At 49.8% G+C, this 12590-nt stretch carries 11 protein-coding genes; 3 read left to right on the top strand and 8 right to left on the bottom strand.

What is annotated here, in order from left to right; genetic code table 11:
* Window positions 1-284 precede the first annotated feature (284 nt).
* The 6 genes from L2725_RS12000 to L2725_RS11975 form a co-directional block, all read right to left on the bottom strand.
* Window positions 285-1931: an AMP-binding protein gene (locus L2725_RS12000; protein WP_249249168.1), complete on the bottom strand. Its 1647-nt coding sequence runs from the start codon at window positions 1929-1931 to the stop codon at window positions 285-287.
* Between the two features lie 350 nt (window positions 1932-2281).
* The gene (locus L2725_RS11995; protein ID WP_115137231.1) at window positions 2282-2494 is read right to left on the bottom strand and encodes a type II toxin-antitoxin system antitoxin; all 213 of its coding nucleotides are present in this window, start codon (window positions 2492-2494) and stop codon (window positions 2282-2284) included.
* A gap of 7 nt (window positions 2495-2501) precedes the next feature.
* The gene (locus L2725_RS11990) at window positions 2502-3347 is read right to left on the bottom strand and encodes an SPFH domain-containing protein (RefSeq protein ID WP_249249167.1); all 846 of its coding nucleotides are present in this window, start codon (window positions 3345-3347) and stop codon (window positions 2502-2504) included.
* A gap of 232 nt (window positions 3348-3579) precedes the next feature.
* A complete protein-coding gene (locus L2725_RS11985; protein ID WP_249249165.1) occupies window positions 3580-4008 on the bottom strand; it encodes a DUF6491 family protein in 429 nt (142 codons plus the stop codon).
* A 94-nt stretch (window positions 4009-4102) separates the two neighbouring features.
* Window positions 4103-4309: a hypothetical protein gene (locus L2725_RS11980; RefSeq protein WP_249249164.1), complete on the bottom strand. Its 207-nt coding sequence runs from the start codon at window positions 4307-4309 to the stop codon at window positions 4103-4105.
* A 322-nt stretch (window positions 4310-4631) separates the two neighbouring features.
* Entirely contained in the window at window positions 4632-4883 is a 252-nt protein-coding gene (locus tag L2725_RS11975) for a hypothetical protein (protein WP_249249163.1), read from the bottom strand.
* Window positions 4884-5068: 185 nt separating this feature from the next.
* On the opposite strand from L2725_RS11975, the gene L2725_RS11970 reads away from it, so the two are divergent.
* Window positions 5069-5512, top strand: a complete 444-nt coding sequence (locus L2725_RS11970) for a hypothetical protein (RefSeq protein WP_249249162.1) — start codon at window positions 5069-5071, stop codon at window positions 5510-5512.
* Window positions 5513-5679: 167 nt separating this feature from the next.
* On the top strand, window positions 5680-7665 hold the full coding sequence (locus tag L2725_RS11965; protein WP_249249161.1) for a S8 family serine peptidase: 1986 nt from the start codon (window positions 5680-5682) through the stop codon (window positions 7663-7665).
* Here the strand turns inward: L2725_RS11965 and L2725_RS11960 are convergent.
* On the bottom strand, window positions 7662-8084 hold the full coding sequence (locus L2725_RS11960) for a DUF3592 domain-containing protein (RefSeq protein ID WP_249249160.1): 423 nt from the start codon (window positions 8082-8084) through the stop codon (window positions 7662-7664). The two genes, L2725_RS11965 and L2725_RS11960, sit on opposite strands and share 4 nt — an antisense overlap.
* 301 nt (window positions 8085-8385) lie before the next feature.
* Here L2725_RS11960 and L2725_RS11955 point away from each other — a divergent pair, with 301 nt between their 5' ends.
* Window positions 8386-9687, top strand: coding sequence for a hemolysin family protein (locus L2725_RS11955; RefSeq protein WP_249249159.1), 1302 nt, complete (start codon window positions 8386-8388; stop codon window positions 9685-9687).
* Here the strand turns inward: L2725_RS11955 and L2725_RS11950 are convergent.
* Window positions 9684-12437: a methyl-accepting chemotaxis protein gene (locus L2725_RS11950; RefSeq protein WP_249249157.1), complete on the bottom strand. Its 2754-nt coding sequence runs from the start codon at window positions 12435-12437 to the stop codon at window positions 9684-9686. The genes L2725_RS11955 and L2725_RS11950 overlap by 4 nt on opposite strands.
* Window positions 12438-12590 lie beyond the last annotated feature (153 nt).

The following is a 12590-nucleotide window of genomic DNA, read 5'->3' as shown; positions in this document are numbered from 1 at the left end:
TTGTTTTTTATTTGAACTTACCTGAGCTGATTGGTGTTTTCAATCAAACGTTTAAATTTATTTTTAATTTGCATCTAGTTGATTGATTATTAATGTTTTATATCTGCATTGGATACCATATAGTTGGATTTAAGATACTGGTTTATATTTTTGTAGGTATTTAAAAATAAGTAGCTCTTTACTGTTAATCTATTTTTTAGTCTTAGTAGATAGCGATAATTAAATAATACAAGTCAGAAAAATAAAAGGCCGGATAACCGGCCTTTTATTCAGGAGATATCATATCAGCTAATATCTTCTTCCCAGACAATGGACTGTTTTAATCCTGTAGTCAGAAAGTGCCCATATTTCTTTTCAAGTTGATCACGCTTTAACTTGAGCGTTGGCGTCAGCATTTCATTTTCTATGGTCCAGGGCTCGCGAGTCACGATAAGGTGATCCAGTTTTTGGTGGGACTCCAGCTCGGTGTTAACGGATGCCAGAGTTGCTGATAGTTGATTTTGCAGCTCCTGCCTGTCAGTGGATGCGCCTTCACCCAGCACAATCAGGGCGATAGGTTGCTTGCGACCCGAGCCCATTACACAAACCTGCTCTATGTCTGCGTCGCGCCCCAAACTGGACTCGATGGGAACGGGAGCCACATATTTCCCCTTGCTGGTTTTAAATTGCTCTTTGACTCTGCCAACAATTTTCCAGGCACCGTCGACCGTGATTTCCCCTTTATCCCCGGTTTTAAACCAGCCATCTTCAAATGCTTCTGCTGTGGCTTCCGGGTTGTTGTAGTAAGAGGTAAACACCGCGTCCCCCTTAATCAGTACTTCACCCGCTTCAGACAGGCGCATTTCCACGCAGCTTTGTGGCGTGCCGATAGTACCCACATGGGCGAGTTCAAAGGGAATATTGCAGCAGGAGAGGCCGGATGTTTCTGTCATGCCCCAACCTTCCCCTATGCTGATCCCCAAACCATTGAACCAGTGCAGCACGTCCGGAGAGATGGGGGCACTACCTGATCCAAACAGGTCGGCTTCCTGCAGACCCAGTGCGGTTCGGATTTTTTTGGCGACCAACTTGCCGATCAGCGGCAACTTGAGCAGGAACTGCAGCTTGTTGTTGGGAACCCGGGACAAAATTTGCGACTGAAACTTAGTCCACAATCTGGGCACCGAGATAAAGCTGGTAGGCCTGGCGTACTGGACATCTTCGATAAAGGTATCCAGTGACTCGGTAAAGTAAATCCCACTGGGGCTGTAGACTGATGGCAACTCCACCACACAACGCTCGGTGATGTGTGCCAGTGGCAGATAGGACATGAACCTGCCCTCTTTGCGAGTAACCAGCAGGTTGGCAGCTGCTTTGGCGGATGAAGCTACATTTCTTTGAGTCAGGAGTACGCCTTTTGCCAGACCTGTACTGCCGGAGGTGTAGATAATGGAAAACAGGTCATCTGGTCCTGGGGTGGGTAGCTCTTCAATGGGTGGATATTGCTCCAGCCACTCTAGCCAGTTAGCTTTGCAAGCTAGAGTGGGATAAGGGAAGGCGATACTGAGAAGCTCCTGTGGCAGTGCTTCTTCCAGGGCCTGAATATTATCCATTTTGCCCACAAATATTGCCTTGGCACCGCTGTGCTCAAGCACATAGCGGATGTTATCGGCTCCGGCTGTGGGATAAATCGGAACACTGATAAGGCCTGCCATCATGATGGCAAAATCACAGATAAACCACTCGGCAGAGTTTTTGCCTATGATGGCGACCTTGTCACCGGGTTGCAGTCCATTGGCATGCAAAGCGCTGGCGATTATGCGGGCCTGAGTATCGGCCTGTTTCCAGGTGTAGCTGGTCCATTTGCGGTTAACGGGTTGATTCAACCAAACTTTGTCAGGGTGGGACGCGACATTTTGCTGCATCTGTTCCAGAGGGAGACGATATTCCATATTTTTCTTCATCTGTTCGCTTGTTGGAATTCCGGATAAAGCATCAGGGCTTTGCAATGCCTGAGTGTTTACCTATGAATGTCCGGTTTGGATTGAAGCTGGAACAGGGAGGTCAGCTGTCGGCCATTCCGGACATGGGTAAAGCGGCTATGAATTAAACTCATAGCCGGTACCCCTGCCGGGAACGTCAAACAGTTCAAACCTTGATGGACCAGGGCTTTCAGGAAGTGAACAACCCGGGAAAATCATCTGTTGATGACTGTTATCGCAGCAGATTAATGCTTAAACCTAACGGCTCATGGGAAAATCTGCAATTTATCTCTGGTGTCTGATTGCTGACACAAGCGAGATTATTTTCCATCTTGCTCGTTATCAGCATCAGCCTCTGTGACTTCGGTGACCACTTTTTGCACCAGTTTTACCCGGCCACTGTTGACCAAAGCATCTCTCAGCACGTATTCAATCTGGGCATTGACACTGCGCAGTTCGTCATCAGCCCAACGTTGCATGGCCGCCAGGACATCTGCGTTGATGCGCAGCGGATAGGCCTTTTTACTGCTCATAGGTACCTCAGTACAGGCTGCCGGTATTCACTACGGGTTGGGTGCTTTTATCGCCGCACAGTACCACCAGCAGGTTGCTGACCATCACGGCTTTACGCTCCTCATCCAGTTCAACAACGCCTTTATCGTGCAGACGTTCCAGTGCCATTTCTACCATGCCGACTGCTCCTTCAACTATCTTGGCGCGGGCAGCGATAATGGCCGTCGCCTGTTGACGTTGCAGCATGGCACTGGCGATCTCCTGAGCATAGGCAAGGTGACTGATCCTGGCTTCATGGACGGTGACACCAGCACGGCCAAGACGGTCCTGAATCTCTTCTTTCAATTTCTCAGAAATTTGCTGTGGGTGACTGCGCAGGGCGATACCATCCTCATCCTGAGGATCATAGGCATAGCTGCTGGCCATGTTTCTCAGTGCAGCTTCACTCTGAATGTTGACGTAGCTTTCGTAGTTGTCGACTTCAAACACAGCTTCGGCACTGTCTGTCACTGACCAGACTACAATGCTGGCTATCTCGATAGGATTACCCAGATTGTCGTTCACCTTGATTTTGGCACTTTCAAAGTTGCGGATCCGCAATGAGATGGTTTTGCGGATAAACAGAGGGATGGTCCAGCGCAGGCCTGTTTCGCGCACTGAGCCGACATAACTGCCAAACAGTGTCATCACCTTAGCCTGATTGGGCTGCACCATAAAGAAACCGGGCCAACATAAACCTGTAAGGACAGTACCCACAATGCCTGCCAGTTCACTGCCACTGTCGATCACCAGTAAAAAACTGATGTGCAGGGCGATCAGTATGGCAAAGACCAGATAGCCGTTCAGAGAAAATCCACGTCGCTCTTGAATCATAACCAACTCCTTTTGATATCATTTTGATATCAATTTAAAGGCGTGCGGTTAAAAGATCAACAGTTGGACATAAAATGTCACACTTTGTTTTGATGGCGCTAAAGGGATGGCGTGATCAAAAAGGCCGAAACCCTGTGCGGCACCGACTTTGTGGTATTGCGTCTAAGTGACAGGAAGGATGTTATGGCAACAAAAAGCCTCTGACTACAGAGGCTGATTAACTGTCATTAAATTAGCTTTTGTCTGCCGGTGGGTTATCCAGAGCCTGCAGTGTCTTAGCCTGTTCCTTTGTCAGCGGATAGATTTTGCTGATCTGGCAAGGAATGCCGGGACTGTTGCCGGGAGTAATAGAATCAAATCTGGCTGACAGGGAGGTAGATGTCGACTGTTCCGTTAAAATAGCGTTGGCAAAGTCCAGGCCGGGACAGCGGGAGTTCAATTCAATTAAATAGGGTCTTGATGGGCTGGTACGGATAATCAGATACCTTTCCCCCAGTGATGACCAACTGTCCAGCGTGAAGGTGGTGATAGTGGGTAAGGATTGAAGTTGCCAATCTTTTACTTTGGCTTCTACCTGGTTTTTCCACTCTTCATTACTAAGGTGGTTGGTACAGGCCATTGTCAGCAAAGCCAAAATTGCCACAACAAGAAACTTTTTCATAAGCGCTCCTATAGGTTGGTGTTTAAAAAACACTCAGTCCAATCTGGAGTGCATTTGTTGGTGTGTCAACCGGCCCAGCCAGGGCTGAGCAGTTTCAGTGGCTGCTTTTATCTGCCCTGGAGGCATAGAACACGGCCGCGGCTGCAATGACCATCAGCACAAAGGGTACTGGGGCCGCCAGCATGCCCAGGGAGTGAAACTCCAGTATAAAGGCCATGGCGATATGACCTGCCAGTGTGATGACCAGTGCAACAGTTGTCAGGATCAGTACTATCAACTCGGGTTTCATGCCAGCTCTCATTATCAAACTCCTGTTCATGCTGTATTACTGAAATAAGATGTAATCAGTATGTAATTAAGAGCTGTTGATATTTTGACCTGGCTCAATTTTTGAGCCGAGTTTCTGTGTCAGATGACAAAAGTTTGTTTCAGGTCAATTTTTAGCCTGTTTGATTTCAGGTACTTGGCTTTCATGGGAGAAATCATCCCTGATACCCGTTTGCAGACTGAATATGAGCTTCTACACTTTGCTTATGGCCATCCTTTCGACCTGAACTGTTCGTCCTGGAGCAAATTCTATGGTGGGGGGATGGCCGGCCAACTTCCCCGGGTGACGGCCAAAGTCAGTTATCCAGCTTAATTGGCACAGTCTGTACCTCTGACTCAGTATAATTTTCCCTAATCATCCCCGCTTTGCAGGGCGTCTGGCACCTGCTGCAGTTCAGCTTGTTTTTACAGGCCCACAGACAGGTATGCCACAAAAAGGTTTTAGTATCCCGGTCAAGGCAACGCAGGTCGGCGGCGCACACCACGCCATCAGCGATCAGCTTTGCCAGCTTATCTTTATCTATTCCCACAAAGGCTAAATGGCTCATTACTGCTCCTCCTTACAGTTTATTTGATAATAGTTCTCAATTGCATTTTGGTAAATCCTGTTGAAGCGGTTCTGTGATGGCCAGTTGAATGAGCGAGTTGGAGTCTTCGGGCAAAGTTCCTGTAGGATGAGGTTGATGGCCCCTTGGTGATATTTAGAACCGAGGAAAACTGACAAGGAAAGAAGATGAAAAGCGATGTCGCAATTGTTCCACTATTGGCCGTGCTCGCCGCTCCCGCCAGTGCTCAAGCTATGTCACCTGCTCAGGAGTTTGGCGCCTGCATGACAGATTCATTAAGTGGCAAGGAGCGCAAAGAACTGGCTAAGTGGATTTATTTCGGTATGTCACATCACAGCACGATCAAGCAGTACTCCAATGCCACTGCCAAGGATACCGACAATTCGGACCGCTATGTGGGTCAATTGATCACACGGTTACTGACCAAGGATTGTCCTGAAACTGCCAAACTTGCTTTTGAAACCGGCGGGGTTCAGGCCTTTGAAATGGCATTTGGGTTTGTTGGCGAAGTTGCCATGCAGGAACTGATGACAGAGGCCAGTGTTTCCGAGGCGCTGGGGGCATTTGAAAAGTATCTGGATCAGGCTGAGTTCGATCGGGTATTTAATTGATTCCCGACTAATTGACAGGAGTTGAAATCCTGAGTTTGTAAAAACAATCTGCTGTCATTTGGCGCTAATTTAGGTATTTGCTCTGTACAAATAGTGAGCTGGTGTTAGCTTGGTGATTGGTCATTGTGTGGCGCGATGGCCAGATTAAGCTGATCCAGGAGCTAATTATGCAGAACAAATACCTGATGTCAGCCATGCTGGCAATGTCAGCGCTGGGGCTATCTACAGCTCACAGCGCTCCGAACTTAAAAGGAAAGGAATTCCAGCTTAAACCTCCCAAGGAAGTCAATCGGGGCTTTAAGAACACCTATATCGTCGTATTTAATACCCCCAGCATTCTTAATACCCGCAGTAAGGGGGCGGTATCCGATTATGCCCGGATGCAGGCCAACATGATGGAAAACCGATATGGAGTCAGGATGGCTGATGATTTCGGTGACATCATCAATGCTGTGGAAGTCAGGGCTTCTCCCAGGAAAATTCGTCGAATGAGGCGAGATCCCAATGTTCTTTATATTGAACCGGTAAAACTGACCAGAGTAGCGCCAGTATCTGCCTCTTCGTCGACCTCTTCCTGGGGGCTGGACAGGGTAGATCAGAGGGACCTGCCTTTAGACGGCAACTATCACTATGACTATGACGGCAGTGGTGTGACGGCCTATGTGATCGATACCGGGGTGATGAATTCTCATAATGACTTTGGTGGCAGAGCGACCAGTGGCTATGACTTTTACGACAACGATCCGGATGCCAGTGATTGTCATGGCCACGGGACTCATGTGGCTGGGACCATAGGTGGCAGTACCTGGGGAATGGCAAAAAACGTCAATCTGGTGGGTATTAAGGTACTCAGTTGTGGCGGTTCCGGCAGTACTACTCAGGTCATTCAGGCGTTGAACTGGATCCGCAACAATCGCACCGGGCCATCAGTGGCCAATATCAGCTTGCAGTTCGGCTCATCCCGCGCTCTTAATGACGCGGTTAATGCAGCTGTCGATGCGGGTATCAATGTGGTGGTGGCTGCGGGTAACTGGAGTACTAATGCCTGCAATGTGTCACCGGCAGGGGCAATGAAGGCAATCACAGTGGCAGCGAGTGACCGCAACGACCGTAGGGCCAGCTGGTCAAATTACGGAAGCTGTATCGACATATTTGCTCCTGGTGTGAGTATCACTTCGGCCATGATAGGTTCCAATAGCAATACGGCGACCTGGAGTGGGACCTCAATGGCCTCTCCACATGTAGCTGGCGCAGTGGCACTCATGCTGGATGCACATCCTGGCATGACACCGGTGCAAATCCGGGATGATATTGTTGAGCGTGGGACTGAAGGTAAAATTAGTAATCCCAGCGGCTCGCTCAATAAGCTGCTTTACTCCCTTGAAGAGGTGGTTTGTGCTGCTTGTCCACCGCCACCCTGTACATCAGATTGCCCTCCCGGAGGAACCTATTCCAATGATAACCCGGTTGCTCTCGCTGTAAGTGGTTCAGCTTCAAGCTCGGTGAATGTGCCCGTGGCTGAACCCGTTAAAAAGCTTGAGGTACGAGTAGAGGTAGAGCATCCGACTATCAACGAACTTGAATTGGTTCTTCACAGTCCGACGGGTAATCGTTATGTATTGCAGGACAGAGTAGGTAATGGTGGCGCAGCATCTATGGTTAAAACCTTTGTCGTCACGGTTTCTGAAGGGGAAGATGCTGCTAATCAGGGTAACTGGAGACTGGAAGTCGCCAACCATAACCAGCAGTCGTCCGGTCGGTTGAAACGCTGGCAGATGACCCTGTTTGATGAGTTCAGAGTGCTTTACGGCAATCGTACTGAATATCCGATTTCGGATGTGAACCCGAGCTGGGACAATTGGCTGGTCAGTCATGCATCGGTGTGGGATGTAGATCGTGGTGCGTATTCTGTGTTGGTGGAGGTCGCCGTCGATCATCCCAACCCTGATAATCTGGAGCTGGACTTAATTGGGCCTTCTGGCCGGGTATACAGGCTCAAACGCAGTGGCCAGGCGTTTTATGGCGATGGGCCGACCCGCACCTTTCCGGCTGGCACAAGAGAGAGAAGTCGGGCCGGGATCTGGCAGTTGAAAGTCAGAGATCCTATCAACAATGAACCCGGCACGCTCAAATCCTGGTTGTTGGAGTTTTAACGCGGGCTCTGCTTGCTTACGGCGATGCGGGCCCCTCCACCAATCAGCAGCCATAAGGCTCCAAAGCCGAGAAAGAAGTAACTTAACCCCCAAAGATGCAGTGTTGAACGTATCTTGGCGGTTGAGGGGGCGTCTTCTGCTGATGGGTCATAAAGCACCAGAACAGTTTCGCCCTCTTCATGGGATGGCGGCTTGGAACTTGTATTGGATTTGAATACATGTTGCTGGCCTGCCTCGTCCCTATACTCCACTACGGGAGCCATACTGCCTTCACCTGTATCAACCAATTCGACAACGACTCCCTGCACCGGAACGGCTCTGTCGATAAATTCCTGGGTTTTTGTAAACAGATAAATGCCCAGCGCCATCAGTAAAATGCCTATCACAATAAATATATTCAGCATTCCGGTTACTTTCATTATCGAGCCCTCTGGTGAAAAACAGCTGTTATGACACATCTTCTCCGGCCGGGACAATTACCCGTAAGTCTGGATTACCAAACTGACTTTCCAGCAAAACATCTTATAAGACAGTGGCTAAAGCTGAAGCACTGCCGGGGCATTAACAGGCAAGAGATGGCTGCGCACTGCAAGAGTCGCGGCGCTGCGCTTTCAGGCGGCTGAAATTGTTATCAGGCGCACATTAAACAAACAATCACTTTAGCTTTGCGTCTGCTTAAGCCAAAGTGATTGGCGAAAGTTATCCCACTTGGAAGTCCCTATGGATCTGCTTATTCTGCTGCTGTTAATCCTGCTCAATGGCGCCTTTGCCATGTCTGAAATAGCCCTGGTTTCAGCGAGAAAGGGCCGGCTTCAAAAGCTGGCGGATAAAGGTGATGCAGGAGCAGCCGCTGCCATGGCGCTGGGGCAGGAACCAACCCGGTTTCTGTCAACGGTACAAATCGGTATTACAGCCATAGGATTGCTCAATGGTATCTATGGTGAAGCGGCATTGGCGGCTCCCCTCGCAGACCATATGGTGCAGTGGGGCATGGCAGAAAAAACCGCTTCTATGGCATCCACTGCCGTAGTGGTGTTGGGTATCACTTATTTGTCTATTGTCGTCGGTGAACTGGTTCCCAAACGTCTGGCGCAGCTCAGTCCTGAGTTCTTTGCCCGTTTGATGGCAAGGCCTCTGACCTTGTTGTCGACACTATCGAAACCCTTTGTGTCTCTGTTGGCCTGGTCTACAGAGCTAGCCCTGAGAATCTTGGGTAAAGGTGATGCAGCACAGGAGGGGGTCACCGAAGAAGATATCTTTGCTCTGATCAATGAGGGGGCTCAGGCCGGTGCGGTTGACGCAGGAGAGCGGGATATGGTTCGCAATGTGTTTCACCTGGATGACCGCAGGGTATCGTCATTGATGACCCCGAGAAGTGAGATACTGGCATTCGATATGAGTAAAGGGCTTGATGATAACCTCAGTAAACTGATCTCCTGTGAACATGAACGTTTTCCCGTGATTGAAGGAGATATAGATAGCCCGATTGGGGTGCTATCTGCCAAGCAGCTGCTGAGCTTTAAGCTGAACGGTGGCAATGACACCCGTGAACTTGGGACTCTTGTCTGCAAGCCTGTCTTTATCCCTGAAAGCTGGACTGGTACTCAGTTGCTCGAGTTCTTCCGACACAGTGGTGAGCACTTGGTGTTTGTAGTGGATGAATATGGCGATCTGCAAGGGATAGTGACCCATAAAGATCTGCTTGAAGCCCTGGCCGGAGAGTTTAAAGATAAGTCATCGACCAGTGTATGGTCGGAGCGAAATACTGATGGCAGTTGGACCATGAACAGCATGATCCCGGTATTGGTATTGAAGGACTTATTGGAGTTGGAGTCTTTACCCGATGAACAGGAGCATGGATATCACACCCTGAGCGGCATGTTGATGTGGTGTTTCGGAGGCATGCCTGAGGTGGGGAATACCTATACCTGGCAAAACTGGCAGTTCACTATCCTGTCGCTGGAGGGAAATCGGCCTGATAAGATTGAGGTCAGGCCGACTCCCATTAACAGACCTGATTAACTTCCGGCTCTGCGCAGCGCTACGGTATTGCCTGTTCTCGATAGTTGATTGGGAGAGGCGGTACTGAAGAAGGCTACCCGCTCAAGCAGGCTCTCAGCTTGTTCCTTCAGTGACTGACTGGCGACAGAGGCTTGCTCCACCATGGAGACATTCTGCTGCACCATACTGTCCATGTTTGAAACCGCTGTGTTGATTTCATTGATTCCCTTCGCCTGTTCCTGGCTGCCTTCGTCTATGTTGTTGACCATGACAGTGATGTTTTCAACTGCAGCGACCAGTTGAGCGAAAGTTTCTCCGGAACGGGCGACCAGTACGCTGCCGTTGTCGACCGCGTCGACGCTCTTGTTGATCAGCTCCTTGATCTCCTTGGCGGAGTTGGCACTACGTTGGGCAAGATTGCGGACCTCAGCGGCTACCACGGCAAATCCCCGTCCCAGCTCGCCCGCCCGGGCTGCTTCGACTGAAGCGTTCAGAGCCAGTAGATTGGTCTGGAACGCAATCTCATCAATCACAGCAATGATGTCAGCAATGCTCTTACTTGAGGACTGAATATTGTCCATAGCCTGGATGGTATTACCCACAACCAGTTGGCCCTCTTTGGCGCGTTTGGCTATTTCATCAGACTCCCGGGTTGCTTCAGATGCCTGTCCGGCATTGCCTGACACCAGCTTGGTCAGGCTCTCCATAGCGGCGGCTGTTTGCTGAAGACCAGCTGCCTGAGACTCAGTTCTCTGGCTGAGATCAGTGTTGGCCTGCGTTATTTCGCTTGAAGCCTGCATCACGTTTTCTGATGCTTCGCGGATTTGAGTCACCATGGTGGAAAGCTCATCCAGCAGGGTGTTCATAGAGATGGCCAGTTTGCCAAACTCGCCTTCCAAGTCAGTGGGGAGTTTGCAGGTAAGGTCGCCACGGGACATGGCCATGACAGAGTGCATAATGCTCTTCACCGCTTGCTTCTGAGCGGTAATATCAGAAGCATATTTGACGACTTTCAGCACTTGCCCCTGATTGTCCAGGATTGGATTATAAGAGGCCTGAATCCAGATTTCATTGCCCTGCTTGTCCACCCGCATAAACTCACCACTGGCGAACTTGCCTTTGCCCAAATCGGCCCAAAATTGCTTGTACTCTTCGCTGCTCCGTTCGGTTTCACTGACAAAGGTCCTGTGATGCTTACCTTTGATCTCATCGAGCCGATAGCCCAGAGCGGCCAGGAAGTTATCGTTGGCGTCGAGTATGGTGCCATCCGGTGTAAATTCAATAACGGCCTGGGACCTGCCAATAGCCTTGATTTGACCTTCAAAGTCGGCATTTTTCAGCTTTTGGGCGGTAATGTCAGTGGCAAACTTGACCACTTTCACCACTCTGCCCTGGTTGTCCAGGATGGGATTGTAGGATGCCTGAATCCAGATATCCTGGCCCCGACTGTTAACCCTGCGAAATTCACCCTGTTGGAAGCTGCCGCTGGCCAGATCCTCCCAGAACTTCTGGTATTCGGGGGATGCAGCAGCTTCAGCGGGCATAAAGGTTCTGTGGTGTTTGCCTTTAATCTGCTCCATTGAGTAGCCCATGGCGCCGAGAAAGTTGTCATTGGCGGTGAGGATCAGCCCCTCCGGGGTGAACTCAATCACCGCCTGAGAGCGGTTGATGGCGTCGATTTTGCCCTGATAGTCAACGCTCTTCTGTTTTTGCTCAGTAATATCCGCAGCGAACTTGATCACTTTGACGACCTGTCCATCGTCATTTTTGATGGGGTTATAGGAGGCCTGTATCCAGACATCTCTTCCCTGACTGTCTTTACGGCGAAATTCACCAGAGAAATACTGGCCTCTGGCGAGGTTCGCCCAGAAGTTCTGGTAGTCGGGTTTGGCGGCATCTTCCGCTGGCATAAAGATTCTGTGGTGTTGCCCCTGAATCTGGGTCAGCTGATATCCCATAGCGCTGAGAAAATTGCTGTTGGCGGTAAGAATATTGCCTTGGGTATCAAACTCAATGACAGCCTGTGACTGGGAAATGGCACCCAGTTGCCAACCTGCCTCCTGCTGACTTTCCACCATCTGAGTCATATCGCTGATAAATTGGCGAACCCGGACAATATTGAGGTTATCGTCGACGTCCGGGATCAGGCTGGATTGTACCCAGATGCGCTTGCCATCAGGAGTTTGCCATTGCAGCAGATCCTGATGAGCTTCACCTGGAATAAGGGATGCCCAGAGCTGTGACATAGCTTCCTGCTGGGGCTGGCTACTGAATGCGACGAAGTTGCAGTGATGTGATTGCGTATCCCTGCCAACAACCTGCTCGAATCCGCGATTGGCTGAAATCAGGGTGCCATCCGGGGCATAGTGTGCCACACCAAAACAGGCGTTGACCGCGTCTTCAAGGCTGTCGTCCTGCTTTTCCTCTGCATCGGTTTTACGGGTGAGCACCCCCAGATAGTGGCCTTTTAATGGGTCGCTGCTGATATCCAGTTGGTATGAGGCACTGTTGCGGCTGACTTCAAAGGAGGCCGGCAATTTACGGGTCATTGCAAGCCAGCTGGTCTCTATTTGCGATTCAAGTTTATCCAGCAGGGAAACGCCGCTCAGCTTATCGGTGCGGGTTTGCAGGTAGGACTCCATCAGGTCTGTTGTGGCGATAATGCGGCCTTGTGCATCAAGGCTACAGAGGGCAACAGATGACTGAATTTCATTAGGTAAGGATTTGATTTGTGATGTTAAATCCTGAGTTTTATTTCCAAACCACATCATGTTTGGCTCCTGTCCCTGATAGTAATGAATTCACAAGTTTTTCTGATGAGCGCAAGCGCACGGCCTTATTCCATGCAGATGCCAACCTAAAGTGTAGTCAAGACTGGAAAAAGAAAGGGCTGCAATTGCAGCCCTTTAAACAGAATTTTTGCC

Origin of the sequence: Shewanella corallii (assembly GCF_023349125.1) — a bacterium.
Lineage (GTDB): Bacteria > Pseudomonadota > Gammaproteobacteria > Enterobacterales > Shewanellaceae > Shewanella > Shewanella corallii.
Note: the sequence above shows the minus strand (reverse complement) of the source record. Positions and strands in the feature narration are given on the sequence as shown.

Coding starts and splice junctions, on each gene's coding strand:
- L2725_RS11975 (WP_249249163.1), bottom strand. CDS start 4,883: ATGAGCCATTTAGCCTTTGTGGGAATAGATAAAGATAAGCTGGCAAAG.
- L2725_RS11990 (WP_249249167.1), bottom strand. CDS start 3,347: ATGATTCAAGAGCGACGTGGATTTTCTCTGAACGGCTATCTGGTCTTT.
- L2725_RS11985 (WP_249249165.1), bottom strand. CDS start 4,008: ATGAAAAAGTTTCTTGTTGTGGCAATTTTGGCTTTGCTGACAATGGCC.
- L2725_RS11955 (WP_249249159.1), top strand. CDS start 8,386: ATGGATCTGCTTATTCTGCTGCTGTTAATCCTGCTCAATGGCGCCTTT.
- L2725_RS11995 (WP_115137231.1), bottom strand. CDS start 2,494: ATGAGCAGTAAAAAGGCCTATCCGCTGCGCATCAACGCAGATGTCCTG.
- L2725_RS11970 (WP_249249162.1), top strand. CDS start 5,069: ATGAAAAGCGATGTCGCAATTGTTCCACTATTGGCCGTGCTCGCCGCT.
- L2725_RS12000 (WP_249249168.1), bottom strand. CDS start 1,931: ATGGAATATCGTCTCCCTCTGGAACAGATGCAGCAAAATGTCGCGTCC.
- L2725_RS11950 (WP_249249157.1), bottom strand. CDS start 12,437: ATGATGTGGTTTGGAAATAAAACTCAGGATTTAACATCACAAATCAAA.
- L2725_RS11965 (WP_249249161.1), top strand. CDS start 5,680: ATGCAGAACAAATACCTGATGTCAGCCATGCTGGCAATGTCAGCGCTG.
- L2725_RS11980 (WP_249249164.1), bottom strand. CDS start 4,309: ATGAGAGCTGGCATGAAACCCGAGTTGATAGTACTGATCCTGACAACT.
- L2725_RS11960 (WP_249249160.1), bottom strand. CDS start 8,084: ATGAAAGTAACCGGAATGCTGAATATATTTATTGTGATAGGCATTTTA.